The sequence below is a fragment of the Algimonas ampicilliniresistens genome, assembly GCF_030159955.1.
Lineage (GTDB): Bacteria > Pseudomonadota > Alphaproteobacteria > Caulobacterales > Maricaulaceae > Litorimonas > Litorimonas ampicilliniresistens.
The window spans coordinates 1,519,433-1,535,183 of the sequence record NZ_BSNK01000002.1 but is presented as its reverse complement, the minus strand read 5'-3'; the positions used below and the strand labels follow the sequence as shown (position 1 = coordinate 1,535,183).

The 15,751-nt window shown below is 52.7% G+C and carries 12 protein-coding genes; 5 read left to right on the top strand and 7 right to left on the bottom strand.

The window, feature by feature from the left end:
• Nucleotides 1-457: 457 nt before the first annotated feature.
• Complete coding sequence (locus QQL54_RS15265) at nt 458-3,475, bottom strand: TonB-dependent receptor domain-containing protein (RefSeq protein ID WP_284392413.1); 3,018 nt, start codon at nt 3,473-3,475, stop codon at nt 458-460.
• A gap of 141 nt (nt 3,476-3,616) precedes the next feature.
• On the opposite strand from QQL54_RS15265, the gene QQL54_RS15260 reads away from it, so the two are divergent.
• Complete coding sequence (locus QQL54_RS15260) at nt 3,617-4,519, top strand: LysR family transcriptional regulator (RefSeq protein WP_284392411.1); 903 nt, start codon at nt 3,617-3,619, stop codon at nt 4,517-4,519.
• A 38-nt stretch (nt 4,520-4,557) separates the two neighbouring features.
• On the opposite strand, the gene QQL54_RS15255 is transcribed toward QQL54_RS15260, so the two are convergent.
• From QQL54_RS15255 to QQL54_RS15245, 3 genes are read right to left on the bottom strand one after another with little or no spacing between them, the layout of a single operon-like run.
• Complete coding sequence (locus QQL54_RS15255) at nt 4,558-5,103, bottom strand: DUF4287 domain-containing protein (RefSeq protein WP_284392409.1); 546 nt, start codon at nt 5,101-5,103, stop codon at nt 4,558-4,560.
• A gap of 17 nt (nt 5,104-5,120) precedes the next feature.
• Nucleotides 5,121-5,666, bottom strand: a complete 546-nt coding sequence (locus QQL54_RS15250; RefSeq protein WP_284392407.1) for an SRPBCC domain-containing protein — start codon at nt 5,664-5,666, stop codon at nt 5,121-5,123.
• Nucleotides 5,663-6,010, bottom strand: coding sequence for an ArsR/SmtB family transcription factor (locus tag QQL54_RS15245; RefSeq protein WP_284392404.1), 348 nt, complete (start codon nt 6,008-6,010; stop codon nt 5,663-5,665). Before QQL54_RS15245 ends, QQL54_RS15250 begins: the two co-directional genes overlap by 4 nt.
• Before the next feature lie 314 nt (nt 6,011-6,324).
• On the opposite strand from QQL54_RS15245, the gene QQL54_RS15240 reads away from it, so the two are divergent.
• The 3 genes from QQL54_RS15240 (at nt 6,325) to QQL54_RS15230 (ending at nt 9,481) form a co-directional block, all read left to right on the top strand.
• A complete protein-coding gene (locus QQL54_RS15240; RefSeq protein WP_284392401.1) occupies nt 6,325-7,365 on the top strand; it encodes a lipid A deacylase LpxR family protein in 1,041 nt (346 codons plus the stop codon).
• Between the two features lie 85 nt (nt 7,366-7,450).
• Nucleotides 7,451-7,768 (top strand): GNAT family N-acetyltransferase, encoded by a 318-nt coding sequence (locus QQL54_RS15235; protein WP_284392398.1) that lies wholly within the window; start codon nt 7,451-7,453, stop codon nt 7,766-7,768.
• Nucleotides 7,769-7,900: 132 nt separating this feature from the next.
• The gene (locus tag QQL54_RS15230) at nt 7,901-9,481 is read left to right on the top strand and encodes an AMP-binding protein (RefSeq protein WP_284392395.1); all 1,581 of its coding nucleotides are present in this window, start codon (nt 7,901-7,903) and stop codon (nt 9,479-9,481) included.
• 74 nt (nt 9,482-9,555) lie between these two features.
• Here the strand turns inward: QQL54_RS15230 and QQL54_RS15225 are convergent, their stop codons facing one another.
• The gene (locus QQL54_RS15225; RefSeq protein WP_284392392.1) at nt 9,556-10,062 is read right to left on the bottom strand and encodes a DUF6653 family protein; all 507 of its coding nucleotides are present in this window, start codon (nt 10,060-10,062) and stop codon (nt 9,556-9,558) included.
• 236 nt (nt 10,063-10,298) lie between these two features.
• Between QQL54_RS15225 and QQL54_RS15220 the strand changes: the two genes are divergently transcribed.
• The gene (locus QQL54_RS15220; protein ID WP_284392389.1) at nt 10,299-11,174 is read left to right on the top strand and encodes an isoaspartyl peptidase/L-asparaginase family protein; all 876 of its coding nucleotides are present in this window, start codon (nt 10,299-10,301) and stop codon (nt 11,172-11,174) included.
• Here QQL54_RS15220 and QQL54_RS15215 read toward each other — a convergent pair.
• Both QQL54_RS15215 and cphA read right to left on the bottom strand, forming a co-directional pair.
• Nucleotides 11,171-12,877, bottom strand: a complete 1,707-nt coding sequence (locus tag QQL54_RS15215) for a Mur ligase family protein (protein ID WP_284392387.1) — start codon at nt 12,875-12,877, stop codon at nt 11,171-11,173. The two genes, QQL54_RS15220 and QQL54_RS15215, sit on opposite strands and share 4 nt — an antisense overlap.
• Before the next feature lie 9 nt (nt 12,878-12,886).
• A complete protein-coding gene (gene cphA / locus QQL54_RS15210; protein WP_284392385.1) occupies nt 12,887-15,745 on the bottom strand; it encodes a cyanophycin synthetase in 2,859 nt (952 codons plus the stop codon).
• Nucleotides 15,746-15,751 lie beyond the last annotated feature (6 nt).

Sequence of the window (15,751 nt, the reverse complement as noted above, 5' to 3'; positions counted from 1 at the left end):
TGTTCCTCGGGAAAGAGGGCGATGACGGCGTGTTTTCGAGCGAAGTTAGTCTCACCCCTGCCGCTCCCACCACAAATAGATGGGACGCATACGTCTTTTGCCATGTGCTGATACAAACGCGCGCCCTTCCCCGTGGCTGACGGTCTCCGCCAGCCATTAAGACTGTTAGCCAGACGCCGGTCACAGGCAAATCACGTTATTTTTGTTCTGAGATGATTTTGGCGGCAGTTTTAGACCACGCAGTAAACAGCTGGTCTATAATGTGACGTCATAGATCTTGCGAGTAGAGGTCACAAAATCACACGCCGGGACTGTCTCAAAATAAAGTTAGTGGCGACAAACATCGCCCCCAAAAATAAGTCATCAATCTGACTAGCAGGCTACAGACCTGACTTAGAAATGGTGATGTCCAGACGGTGCCGAAGCGGCCGTCTGGACGTCTAAGCTGGCATCCAAGTTAGAACTGGACGCGGGCACCGACGTAGAATTCACGTCCGACGGGGTCAGCAAGATCCGAAACGATATTGCGGGACGAACCGCTATCCAAGCCACTCGGCAGGAAAGCGCCGTAATTGTCGAACATATTGTTCACGCCGCCATAGATCCTGTACTGATCGTCCCCGCCAAAGGTGTAGCTGGCGTAGACACGGTGGAAGGTTTCATTCCCGGTCTGGAAGAAGCGCTCATCCAATTGCGTTGGATCGTTGACCAAATCGTCGATCCCACCCTCTTCAAAGATCATCGTGTAGCGTAGGCGAAGACCATCATTGCGCCACCCAAATGAAGCCCGGAACTCATTTTGGGCTGTACCAATCTCGCCAAGACTCGTTGTCGTCAGGTCGACGCCGCCAATTGCAGAGAAAGTAACTTGGTCTTTGAAGTAATGCGAATAGCGCAAATCAAGATCCCAACGGCCCGGCAACTGTTCGATCTCGAAGTTGTAATCGAGTGAGGCATCAATCCCTTCGACGAGTTCGTTGTTGAGGTTTTCTTGGAAGTTGATCACCTCTGTGACCGCTCCATCGACAGGGTTCCGGGTGATGACATCGCAGAACTTATTGTTCGGGAAGTCCGTCGATGAATAGCAGAGATCAACCGTATCCTGCGTGCTCACTGAGGTGATCGCGTCATCAATATCGATCCGGTAATAGTCGACAATCAATGTCAAACCTTCAATGGCATTCGGCTGAAAGATCGCGCCGACTGTGAACGTGTCCGCTGTCTCTTCCTGCAAGTTGGGGTTACCCGCATTCGGACCCTGAACAGCGCCCGGCGCGTCGAAGGCTTCGACAACGCCGTTCACGATATTATCGGGATCAGCAAAATAGGCCTGAATACCGGCTTCGGAGAGGCAGTTGGCCGTGACAACGGCAATGTCAGCATTTTCGCCGCCCGTGCCCGTTGGCTGATCAATACCTGTACCATTTGGCAGCAGACCCTCGCAGGGGTCGTCCAGACCATCGGAGTCAGGCCGCGGCAGCGAGAAAAACTCTGTCAGGTTTGGGGCCCGCTGAGAGCGTGAATACTGCGCGCGTAGACCAAATTGCGGATCTGGTCGCCAGACGCCGCCCACATTGTAACTCGTGATCGTCCCGACCGTTGTATAATCACCGATCCGAGCAGCGGTCTGTAAGGTCAGTGTGTCCGTCAGCGGAATATCAAGTTCTACGAAGCCTTCGAACACGTCGAAACTAGCCTGAAGATCTGGGAAGGTCGCAAGTGTTGTGACATCCACATCAGCCGTAGTCGGATCACCGTCGATCCCGCCAACGAGATCGCCGTCTGGATCACCAAAGGTGGATTGTTCTTCACGACGATATTCGACACCGACAACACCTTGAATCTGGCGCCCGCGGAAATCAACTAGATCGCCCGTAACGTAACCGCCTGCGGAGTATTGGTCTCGGGTTTGTGACCCAAAGCCATTATATCGGATGTAATCGGCGGCGGCAGCCGTGATTGAGCCTTCGCCAAACGGGTTTAATGGGACACACCCACCCGCGCGGGCCGCTGCGTCAGCACACTGGAAGCCTCCATTGCCGTCTGATTCAATGTCGAGCGCGAACTGCGCTTTTTGAATATTATACTCGTTCGGATTTTGCTGATCCTGCGAGAAGTGGCCGTAGGTACCATAGATTTCCCAGTCATGTCCGCTGGCGAACTGACCTGTCAGATCACCCATCAGGCGGATCGTCTCACGATCATTGATCCGCTGTTGCTCGCCAAGCTCAACAAGACGCCGTGCGAAAGACACACTACCGGATCGAGTTTCTTCGACCTCAGGCGGAATGAAAGGATGGTCGCTAGCGATGTTTCCAAGCGTCTGCCCATCACCGAACGAGTCTGAATTATTCAGAGTTTCGAACCCGCCAGCTGTGACACTATCAACTTGGTTATAAAGCGCGAGGAGCGATCCTTTGACAGCGTCCGTAAATTCATATTCTGCGTAGCCACCAAGATTGACGATTTCCCGCGAACCAATCAGTGTCCGGCCTTCGCGGAAATTAAATCCATCCACATCGGAGAAGAAATCGGAACTCCCTGTACGGTCTGATGGCTGAAGCGAACGATCATTAAACCACTGGCCATCCACGAACCAAGCGTCACCGCCTTCAAAGACGCCACCCGGCGTTGATGAACTATTGTTCCCAAGGAAACAGTGGAAGTCGTTATTGACCGGCTGCGGCAGGCAACCCGGCTGGTTCGGTTGATCGGCAAAACTGTCATTGGATGAGAAGGACGGATCATCAAAACTGATCGCAGCGATCGAGAGCGGGCGTGACGAGTCTGCCCGGATCATATTGCGATCTTCATAATCAGCTGCGATCATGAAATAGCCACGCCCACCAGCGAAATCCTTGCCGTATTTGGCCTCGACTTGCCATTCCTCACCGCCTGACGCTTCGGGCGTTGAAAAGCGCGCATCGACTTCTCCGCCTTCAAAGTCATCTTCGATGAGAAAGTTCGCAACACCTGCAATGGCGTCAGAGCCATAAATCGCCGACGCACCACCCGTCGTGATTTCGGTCCGTTCAACCAAACCCGCCGGAATTGTCGAAAGGCTAACCCGGTCAGAGTTCCCTGAGTTCGAAACGGCGCGTTTGCCATTGATGAGAACCAGTGTCCGATCGTCACCCAAACGACGCAAGCTAATGGTCGACAGACCAGAGGTCTGGATCAAGTTATTTGATGATTGCGGAGAGATACTTTCTGAAACACCTGGAATTTCTACCAAAGCTTCGGCCAGATCGGTTGTGCCAACTTCATCAAAAGCCTGATTGTCGAAGACCTGCAACGGTACCGCAGAACTCGCATTGCTATCGCGACGAATCCGCGAACCCGTCACAACAATTTCATCCTCAGAGTTTGCGGCTGGACCTGCCGTATTATCGACCTGCGCGTAGGCTGGTCCTGCGGCTAAACCGACAATAAGTGCAAAGACCGCACTTCCGTTCAATATGGTAGATTTTTTCATTTTTGTCTTTCCCTGACTGGCACGCGGACACCTAACGGTACCGACAGTATGTCGTTAAGGCCCGGCACGAGCGCGTCTCGTCCAGTTCATAAATCAAAAATAGTGATGACAAAAATGCAAGACGTTGTAATATAAGGCATTATGGAACTCAAATGGATGGAAGACTTGATTAGTGTTGCAGAAATGGGACACTTTTCTCGCGCTGCTGCTCAACGGAACATCACACAGTCGGCGATGAGTCGGCGTATCAGCGCCTTAGAGACTTGGGTCGGCGCCACATTGCTCGACCGATCGCAGCATCCAATTCAGCTGACCAGTCCAGGCGAAGAGTTCATCAAATATGCGCGAGATATCGTGTCTCAGTCTTACGAAGGACGCGGAGTCTGCAGCTCCTTTTCCCGTCTTGAAAAGGACAGTCTTTCAATCGCGAGCCTGCATACTCTGGCCCTTAATTATGTCCCTCGGCTGGTGGGGTCGCTTCAAGCCAAAATTGGGCATTTTGCCGTTTCAGTCGTTGCTGAAACACGAACGATTGAAGAGTATTTTTCTAGCTTGCAGACTGGCGCTAGCGACGTTTTCATCTGTTACGCGCACCCGTCTCTGCCAATGGAAATTGAGCCGAACCTGTTCGAATGGTTCGACATTGTGAAACACAGCGTAAGACCTTACGTCGCCAAATCATTCCGAGAAATTGACCTAGATGATCCGAAGGAACGCGTCCCCTATCTGGAATATTCTCCCTACACTTACATGTCGCGCGTGGTGCGAGAGATACATCGTGCCAACAATCTGGCGCCTGTATTGCAACCCGTTTACCGGGCATCGCTGGCAGAGAGCCTGTTGACGGCCACCAGCGAAGGATTGGGACTCTCTTGGCTACCAGAAACAATTGTCACGCCTAGTCAAAATGGCGACGCGAAGGACCTTCGCGTGGCATCAGAAGACTATCAGACGGACCTAACGATCCGGATCTATAAGACCGTCGGCAATCCAAACGAACAAACCGAACGTGTTTGGAATGCCCTGACTGAAGGACAGGTTTAATAGCTCAACAGCAGGATCATACCTTGGGGCGTCTCACCTTAACCTGATCGGTCGTAAGCCGATTTCATCCACGCTTTAACATTATCATCAAAATCTGCCGACGTTTCCAATCGGACCCGATGGCTACACATCGCATTGTAGGTTTCAAGACGCCCCTCTGCCTCTTCGCCCTTCAAAGCTAAACCAAGGTCAACACGCGTTTTCGTGGCAGGCGTAATAAGCGCAAATTGCTTCTTTCGACGCAAGCTGACGCTGGACTTTTTGGGCGAAATTTCGACATCCGGCCCGAGGGACTGAGCGTAGTCGACAATCTCATTATGCAGAGGACGGAGGCCCGCTTTTGGACCTGAATATTGTGTAGCAACTAGATCGACGCTCTCTCCTGTGTCTAACGCCTTGCTCGCAATCAGATTGGCGAACCCGTGGGTCACGCCATGTTCGCTCTTGAGGAACTTTACAATTTGCCCGTGCTTCTCATGCGGACTTTGCGCGATCAGTGTCAGCCAGTCCGGAAGCGACTTGCCTGTTTTCTCAGGAATATTGGCGATCATTGTTGCCAGTTGATCGTTTGGTTTCGTTGTCATCTAAGCCTCCCCGCCAATTAAAGGTTTTCGATTTTATCGAACGGCCAGTTTTCTGATCGGCTCGCTTTTGGCGCCAAAGGCTCAAACAGTCCCATAACCCCTAACATCATCCGTGCCACTGAAGGGGGCCGTCCCGTCTCAACAACAGATTTAAGTGTTTCAACGATGAACTTGCCGCCTTGCTTCATACTCTTCTCGGTCTTCGTATCTCGCGGAACATTCGTGGTAATAAGCGAAAACTCGACACCCCCCTCCACTTCCTTGAGATCATAGGTGACCGTGCAAGGTGGATCATCATAATTGGTAAATTTAAACGAATGGGAATACCGGTGGGGTGGGGTGAATTCCAACACGACGCCCACGACGCTACGGTTTTTCCCGCTTGGGGTTTGCATCGCCATCGGGACCCCGACCTTCAACACACCGGGCGTCTTGCAGACGGCCCCGAAGAAAAAGGGCAACACCGCATCGGTCTTAACTAGCTCAGCCCAGACCGTTTCAATCGGGGCCGCGATAAACGTTTTATAGATTGCTTTTTCGGCCATTGGTGTTGGTTGAGTCATGATGTTCCTTTCAGTTTGGTCGCTTGCTCGGCGCCATATTTGAGCGAGGCCAGTCGATCAGACCAATAGCCGCTATAGCGGTCGGTCCAGCGGTCATAGACCATCTGGATCGGCATGAGATTGAGGTAGAGGCGCCGTGAACGCCCATCTTTCTCACTGATAACAAGACCCGCGGTTTCAAGCACACGCAGATGGTTGATGATGTTGATGCGGCTGACGTCAAAGTTGGACGCAAGATGCCCAACCGCCTGTCCGGGTTCTGCGCGCAAAAGATCTAGAATGTCGCGTCGTGTCCGATGCGCGAGCGCTTGGAACACTAAATCCATGTCTTCAGATGTATTCATGTAATTACATGATTACATATTGTATCACATGTCAAGTCCGATCGCAGAAACTGCGCTGTCAGTTGATAACGGCCAAGCGTGTTCTAGATTGGGAAGACCGCGGCCCTAAAACGTGATCCAAAAGAACTAATCTCGCCAATCCTTTGAGACCAAAACGACGAGCCATCGGGCGAGAGATGTAACGCATTAAGATGCCGCTTCGGAAAAATTTTCTCGGCCTCTTAATGCGTTCTAGGTGTCACACTCTTATGACACTGCGCCGAGATACACTGACACGTTAAATTTTGTGTGATGTCATACCCCATGGAGATCGTGTGACCCTCGCCCGTCAGTTCTTTCGCCGCACCGGATTTGGTGCAGTCTTGGCAGTGTGTCTGAGCTCGATAGTGTTTGCCGATAGTGCTGACAGCGTATCTCTCGAACAAACCAAGAGCAGCCTTGATGATCGCGCGACCGTATCTTTTATTTGGGAGAATGATTCCTTCGCCAATACGGACCGCAACTATACGAACGGCATGCGTATCTCTTGGCTCTCGGGACAGGCGCCCGTCGGTGGATTCTCGACGTTTGTCGCCGACATTTTGGGAAGAGGCGAAGGCACAGTAAGACGTCGAGGTTTTGCGTTAGGCCAGACAATTTTTACGCCTGAAGACATTGAAACAACCGAATTCGTTCCCAATCAACACCCCTATGCTGGCTGGCTTTACGCAGAAATGAATGCTGTGCTTGAACGCCCTGATGTGGTCGACACTTTTGCCCTACAATTTGGCATTGTCGGTCCCAGCGCACTCGGTGAAGCGGCCCAGAACAATTTCCACACGCTTCTGGGGATCGACGAGGCTCAAGGCTGGGATAATCAAATCGCAGATGAAGTCGGAATCAACTTTTCTTATGACCGCAAGATACGTCGCCGTAGTCGGTCGTTTCTTGAGGACTGGCGCGCTGACCTAACACCCAATGCGGGTTTTACACTCGGTACAATCTACACGAATGCTCATGTCGGTCTGACAGCCAGGGTCGGTCCCGGAGTCGGAGATGATTTCGGCCCGCCCCGTGTCGCACCATCATTGGGCGGCGCAGGCTATTTCAAATCACGGGATGGGTTTGGGTGGTATGTTTTCGCAGGAGTCCAAACGCGCTTTGTTGCTCACAATATGATCCGGGATGGAAGCTTGTTCCGCGATGACGTTAGAACAATTACCAGCCGAGATTGGGTCAATGACATTCAAGTTGGGCTCGTGCTTCAATATGAGGAAATTCAAGCCAGCCTAACGCTTGTGCAACGATCCAAGGAGTTCGCTGAACAATCCAGTCCGCAACAGTTCGGCGCATTCACCTTGGCTCGCAAATTCTAAACTCCATCTTGACCTCGCTCACAGAGTTCGCGATCCACAATAAGGACGGTGAAAACAGTCACATCTATTCCGCTTAGGACGAAACATGACGGATTTGGAAATCAACATCTCACGCATGGATGAAACCAAAGGCGGTAAGCTAATCGCTACGGTCATCGGCCGCGAGGGTGAAGCCGAAATGACTTGGTCTAGTACAGGAGATGCCTTGCGGATTGTGGACCACACCGCTGTCGCTGATAGCCTACGGGGGGCCGGGGTAGGCTTAGCCTTGGCCGACAGAATGGTCGAGGAAGCGCGCGCCGACGGAGTGCGGCTTTACCCACTCTGCCCTTTCTTTTTGGCAACCGCCAGAAAGCACCCAGAATGGCACGATGTCGTGGAGATGCCGCAGGCTAAGAGATAATCGAGCATCACGAACACGAAGCTGCTGACACTGAGAGACCTAAGAATAAGAAAAAAGATCAAGCACATTGGTTTTGTGCGACTATGCTAGGCATCCGAATAGACAAAATAACAAAGAGGGACGCTAGTGGGGATGCAAGTTTTAAAATCTGAGGATCTATCCAAGCAAGGGCAGCAGCGCATTCGACGCAATCTGTTCCAAGCCTTTCTGGATGCTTGCGAAACTCAAGGCGCCAAAAAGAAAATCGTGACCGATGGAGACGGACGCGTATTCAGTTACGGCGAGATTCTTAGAGCCGCGTTCGCCCTATCCTCACCCCTCAGAAAGCGCACTGATCCGCGCGACAATATTGGCATTCTTCTGCCGACGGGCGCAGGCGCAGTGATCGCGCTTTTGTCAATTCATGCCGCAGGCCGTACCCCGGCTATGCTAAACTTCACGGCTGGCATCAAAAACCTGAAAGCTGCAGCAAGTACCGCGCCACTTAAAACGGTCGTAACGGCTCGGAAATTTATCGAACTGGCTAATCTATCGTCTCTGATTGAGGGCTTCTCAGAGACTGTCGATATTATCTATCTGGAGGATATGCGAGAGGAGATTGGCTTAGGCGGAAAGCTAAAAGCGGTCCTTGGCCCCATAATACCCCAAATATTCTCTCCGAAATCTTCCCCCGATGAGACGGGTATAATCCTGTTTACATCAGGAACTGAAGGCAACCCCAAAGGCGTCGTGCTGAGCCACGCCAATATCCTAGCCAACATCGAACAGATCGAAGAACATGTTAAGCTGGAAGAGGGCGACAAGTTATTCAACCCCCTGCCCACATTTCATTGTTATGGGCTAACGGCAGGAACCTTATGGCCAATTTTCAGTGGTTATCCGGTCGTGCTGCACCCCTCCCCGTTACAGACAAAAACCATTGCGGAACGCATTGCAAAAACCCGCTCAACCGTCTTGTTCGCGACAGACACATTTTTGCAGCAATATATGCGCGCCAGCGTGGGCGACGGCCTGAATTCTTTGCGCATCGCTGTTTGCGGCGCAGAACGTGTACGCGAAGAAACCCGAAAAGTGGCTGAGGACCGTTTCGCCTTCGAAGTTTTAGAAGGATATGGCGTGACGGAATGCGCGCCTGTTCTCGCAGCCAACCAACCGGGCGATATTCGCGCCGGTACGATTGGCAAGATGCTGCCCGGAATCGAAACCCGGCTAGACCCAGTTGAAGGCCTAGAAGATGCTGGTCGTTTATGGGTCCGAGGACCCAATATTATGAAGGGTTATATCTCACCGGATAAACCCGGCGAAGTCATGCCCTTGGTGGAAGGTTGGCACGATACAGGCGATGTCGTCTCTGTCGATAGCGAGGGTTACTATGTCATTCGGGGTCGCGTAAAACGGTTCGCCAAAATTGGGGGTGAGATGGTCTCACTCACAGTCGTTGAAAATTGTGCGTCCGCGGTTTGGCCCGATCACACGCACGCCGCTGCGATTGTTCCTGACCCCAAAAAGGGTGAGCAAATCATCCTCATCACCAACCATCCCAAGCCTAAGCGTGAAGAGTTATTGCGCTGGTCACAGACACACGGCGTGCCGAAAATCGCTGTGCCAAAAAAAATCATATCCGTAGACAGCCTACCAGTTCTAGGGACAGGCAAGCTTGATTATGTGTCCGTCACCAATGTCGCCAAACAGGCGATGGGGCTTGTTGATTGACAGGGCCGCAATGCTAATTGGACGCGGGACGATAGGCTAGTTTGAGCCACTCTCTGACTAAGCCAGATAGTACTTCAATAAAGCCAGCTAGAATAATCCGGGCTCTTCGCTTTCATATCTTCATAGAGCCAAGCCATTCGATCGACGAACCAGACTTTCAAAGCTGATGCTAAGATTGCCCCTACAAATGCGGCCCAAGGGTCTAGCGCCCATAATCCCCATATCATCGGGATCAAGGCCACACCGCTAGCAATCGCTAATCCTAGCGCCCAGATTTCATGGTGCCGTGGTATTGGCACCATCTTACGGTTGAGCCAGACCCTTTCCCCAAATGTTCCCTTAGACGCCCAATTTTGGGTGCTGATGGGCACCGGAAAGATACGAGGGTTTATGAATGTCCAGACAGCCAGCAAGCTAATTGGGATCAAACAGAGCCCTCCGATCCAAACACGAGACCAGATTGCAAATGCCAACAATGGTAGCACGGGGATGCGCGTATAGACGCTCCACGGGTTAGCATGACGCTTCCAAGTTGCGTCGTTCATCGCCATGGAGGCTTCGAATGACTTATCCCATCTCATCTGCCGCCATACTGTCAGTCTTGACCAGCGATGCAATCTGAAAATTGAGGCTATAAGGTTGCAGATAACGCTTAAGCGAGCCCTTTCATACGGTGTGAGACCTCAGGTCATCCACAGACGAAACTGACCGAAGGACACACTCTCGATTGACTGGCACCATTTCGATCAAGGTCCGCTGACATTGACGAATTCTATGATAGTTGCTCTCGCCTATTCAAACCGATTCCGGATCCTTCATGACACACGCACTTGTAATCCATGGCGGCGCGGGCGCTCAGCCCGGAACGGACTATACAGTCCAGAAACGTCATATGCAGGAGTTGCTCAACCTCGGTGAAGAACAGCTCAAGGCCGGAGAGACTGCACTCAATGTAGTGACTCTGGTGGTTGAGCAACTGGAAGCCTCAGGCCTCTATGTCGCGGGCAAGGGATCCGCACCAAACACGGACGGCTTGTTCGAACTCGACGCCAGCATCATGGACGGAGCCACCCAGAAAGCCGGGGCTGTATCCGCCATTCCAAACATGGTCAGCCCAATCAAGGTCGCGCGGCTGATCCTCGATGACGGACAACATGTCATGATGACAAGCCAAGGGGCCCGTGATTTTGCCCTCGCAAATGGTCTTGAAAGCATTGACGATCCCGACGGCTATTACACCGAGCATGAGGGCCACGGCTCCGGAGCCGAGAACGCCGATCACGGGACAGTTGGCGCGGTAGCGCTCGACATAAAAGGTCAATTGGCAGCGGCGACCTCAACGGGTGGCATTTTCAATAAACGGCCCGGCCGCGTTGGGGACACGCCCCTGATCGGCGTTGGGACATGGGCTGATGATCAGGTCGCAATATCCTGCACCGGACATGGGGAACCCTTCATTCGCGCCTGTGCGGCCCACGATATTGCCGCCCAAATGCGCTATGGTGGAGCGGATATGAATGCGGCGGCGCGGGCGACTTTGGACAAGGTCAAAGCATTTGGTGGCGACGGCGGCATCATTGCCATCGACCGGTCCGGAAACATTATCATGCCGTATAATTCCGACGGCATGAAACGCGCGGCCATTTCAAGCCAGATGATGAAGGTCGTTCGGGTGTTCGAGCCGGAGCCTTAGACCTTTACCGCTTGTCCTGGCTGCCAGTTTTCAGCTTGTAGTTTCTGGATCAAAGCCAATGTTTCATCTCGGTCCGCATAGACAAGTAGCACGAGCATATCTCCGGGCTGGGCCCAATCAAAGGCCGTAACGACGGAGTCGAATTCGGACGCGGCGTCCAAAACTCGCTCTTCGGAATAATTCATTTCAGTCAAATATTGACGGATGAGCGCGGGGACTTCGCCTAACGCTCGCCCCCGCAATTTATTTGGTATCTCTTTAATAATAATCGCGTCCGGTTCAGCGTCGCGAATGACTTTTACCATGTGATGGATGTCCGCATCACTACGGTCCCCGCCCTGACCGCAAAGGTAGAGCCGTCTTTTGGCCGGGATGTTGTTCAGTGTTTCGGTCAGAGCTGAAAGCGCGTGCGGATTATGGGCGAAATCCAAGACGATTTTCACGCCTCCGACCTCCATAAAATTGCCCCGTCCCGGATTATCTTCGGGGGTGCTTTCAAAATTCAAGAGGCCGGTTTTGATGGCATCAGTTTCAACGCCCAAGACGCTCATCAAAAGGATCGCACCGAGCGCGTTGGACACATTATAGGTTGCTGCGCCGCCGAGAGCAGGAGCGAAATCTTTCACAGGCAAGATGGACGTCACCATTCCGTCTTTGGCTAAGGCGAAGCTGTCGTCGAGGATAAAGGCCGCATAACCGCTCGCTGGAACATCGTGTTCGCTTAGCGATAATCCGTACCACGCAACGGTCCCGGTAAAGCCTGTACCCCGAAATTTAAGCCGTGCATCGTCAGCATTTAAGATGAGAACGCCGCTCTGTTTGACCGCTTTGGAGACGGTGAACTTGGCGTCTGCCAAAGCTTCGACATCGTGAATGCCATATTCGCCTAAATGATCGGATGCGATATTCGTGATCAGGCAAGCCGCCGCTTTCGGCAGCGGAAGCCCTCGGCGTAAAAGCCCACCGCGCGCGGTTTCAATCACAGCAAGTTCGACGCGGCCATCCCTCAAGGCAAGACGTGCCCCTTCCGGCCCCGAATAATCGCCCGTCGCGATTTCCTCGTCGCCAACTTTTACCCAGTCACTGGTTGAAAACCCGACAGTTAGACCTGCCGCCGCACCAATTGCCGCAGCGAGGCGAACGGTTGTCGACTTACCATTTGTACCCGTCACAAACGCCGCAGGAATGTCGGATACACTGTTCCAGTCGACCTTATCGGGTGATGGAGTGGCATCACGCGCCCAGCTTTCGCTCGACGCGCCGAGCCCCAATGTCACTGTGTCATCGTCTGGCAGACAGGTAACACCTTTGGCATCAGCCACATCCGCGAGCCTAATCAAGGCAGGATGGCGCTCACTCGAAATCTCATCTTTAAGACGTTCGACAACCACAATGACATCAGGCGTCTTTCGACCCTCAATCTGAGCTTGAGCATACTCCCATGCCGCCTCAACGATCTCAGTTGCCGCATAGAGAGCGTCCATTGGCGCCGTTATGGCGAGCGTGGCACCCCCATTATATTCGCGAGTCGCCGTCTGCTCTTCCGTCCACCCAACCGCGTCAAGCAGCTCACGAACATGCGCGATCCAAAGTGCAATCGCTTTGATTTTATTTTCTTCAGGCAGACTGATTTCCGCTGCCGCGCCCGGACTATCCAGAACTAGACTTGGTCCCGTCAGCCGTCGTGAATCGGTCAACATCATGATTGAGGATCAGTCCGACTCTTCCGGTTCAACGGCCAATCGAACACCCCGCTTATCGCGTATCAATTTCATGCCTTCCAGATCTACGGAGGTAGGGTGATCCTCGCTGTCATCCCCATCAGGACGACTTTCGAGAGTCTCATAGCTATCAGGCGTGCCGTCATCATCCATTCTATTTGAGGCCGACTCTTCATAGCCCGGATTGGAATTGTGAGGGCGGTTGAAATAGATAATCTGCTTCCAGCACCGTGAAATCTCATCCCCGAAGACGACGACGAGATCTCCTGCACCTGCCATACGAAGGGCCGCATCGACGGCAGCTTCTTCCGACGGAATTACGCTGATATCTTTTTCGGCAACCCCGTTTTCTAGGAGTGCGGCTTTGATGATCTGAGGAACCTCGTCAGGACCACGCCCTCGGGGGTTGTCATCTCGCTTACAGATGTAGTGATCATAATGGCCTGCGATAATTCGCGCGGCTTCCGCCATATCCTCATCACGGCGATCGCCCGGAAGGGCAAAAACACCGATGCGTTTACCGGCAGGGGTAAGCTGATCGACGAGGTTCGTCATCGCCTCAATCGCGGCCGGGTTGTGAGCATAATCAAGAATGACTTTGAAGGGATGTTCATCGAAAACATTCATCCGTCCCGGCGCTTGCGAGAAGCTTGTCGCGAATGAGGACAAACCATGCCGTATGTCTTCAAGACTTTTACCCATGCTGAAAGCAATACCTGCCGCAAACATGGCATTGTTCACATTGTGCATGGCCCGACCTTCCATCGTAGACGGGATAAGATGCGTCCACATCAATGGGATGTGCGCGCACTTTTCATAAATAGTGATCATCTGGCCATTGATGCCTTGTTCGAGCACGACGGCACGACCGCCGACCCGGATATGCTCTTTCACCAGAGGGTGGGTCGCATGCATGGTCACATAACAGATGTTCTTGGCGTCCGTATGTTCCGCCATCTTGAGACAGTGTTCATCATCAGCATTGAGCACGGCGGTGTCGCGCGCGATTTCTACGACCAGACGTTTGACGCGCGCCATGTCCTCCAGCGTATCCACGCCTTTCAGGCCCAGATGATCGGCTGAAATATTCAAGACCGCACCAATATCGCAATGTCGGTAACCCATACCGCTGCGCACCATACCGCCACGCGCCGTTTCCAGCACCGCCACATCAACCGTAGGGTCACGCAATACCATTTGCGCTGACATAGGCCCGGTCAGGTCGCCTTTGACCGTCAGATTGCCATTAATATAAACGCCGTCAGTCGTCGCTAATCCGACCGTATGACCGCTCATTTTGCAGATGTGAGAGATCATGCGCGCGGTTGTCGTTTTACCATTTGTCCCAGTGATCGAAATCATCGGAATCCGGGCTGGAGAGTTTTCCGGAAACAGCATGTTCATCACGGCGCCAGCGACGTCACGCGGTTTCCCTTCCGATGGTGCGACATGCATCCGGAAGCCCGGCGCAGCGTTAATTTCACAGATCCCTGCGCCATTATCTTTGTAAGATTGCGAAATATCGGCCGAAAGGAAATCCACGCCGCCAATATCCAAACCAATCGCCTTAACCGCCCGGACCGCCATCTCACGATTATCGGGGTGGACGATATCGGTGACATCGATCGCGGTGCCCCCCGTCGACAGATTGGCCGTAGATCGCAGATAGAGTTCTTCACCGTCCGCCAAGACAGTCTTAGGCGTGTAATTCTTCTCTTCCAGATGCTCGAGTGCCTTGGCGTCAAGCTCAAGACGCGTCAGCACTTTCTCATGACCAACGCCCCGGCGCGGATCTGAATTGACCTCATCAATCAGCTCGCTCACCGTGCTCTTACCGTCTCCAATGACGTGACCCGGAACACGCTTGGACACGGCCACGAGGTCATCATTGACAACCAGCATGCGGTGATCGAACCCTTTTATGAAAGTCTCGACGATGATGCTTCGGCTTCGACTATGTTCCTTAGCAAAATCGAAGCCTTCGAGAATCTGTTCATCCTCTTCAAGTTCAATCGAAATTCCTCGCCCATGATTACCATCAAGCGGCTTGATGACGACGGGAAAGCCCAGTCGTTTGGCTGCTCGCAGAGCATCTTCGCGGCTGCGAACCAGATATTGCTTGGGTACTGGCAGACCGAGGTCGGCGAGGATTTTATTCGTCTCATCCTTATCTGACGCCAGTTCGACGGAGATGTAATTTGTCTCGCTCGTAATCGTGGCCTGAATGCGTTTCTGATATCGACCATGACCAAGCTGGATCAGGCTGCTGTAATTATTCAGCCGCATATACGGAATATCGCGGTCCTTTGCGGCTTTCACGAGCGAGGCAGTACTCGGTCCCAATGCTAGTCTTTGCGCGCTGCGGATGAAGCTTTCGAGTTCAGCCTCGAAGTCGAAATCCTCAATTTGGTTCTCCGGGTCGACCAACTCATTCGGCAAAAGCGAGGTCAGAAACTTCATCGCAAGGTCGGCAGCCTCTAGACCAACTCGTTCTTCTTCAAATTCGAAAACCATGTTGTAAACGCCGGGCTCATCGGCGCTACGGGTTTTGCCGAATGTGACATCAGCACCCGCGATATTTTGGATTTCAATCGCAACATGTTCCCAAACATGGGCAAACCATGTGCCTTCACCTTCGCGCAGGCGTCGTATGAACCCGCCCGCGACACCGTAAGAACAGCCATGTTCATGCAAGCTCGGTAGAGCGGCGATCAGAGGATTGGTAAAACTTTCTCCGAGACGTCCAGTGGGCCAGTCTTCCAGCACACCAATATCGACTTTGTGGCGGACGACAGGAAAGAGAGCGTAAACATTGGGCCCTCTGTAAACGGACGTTTCAAGGATTTTCATAGTCTC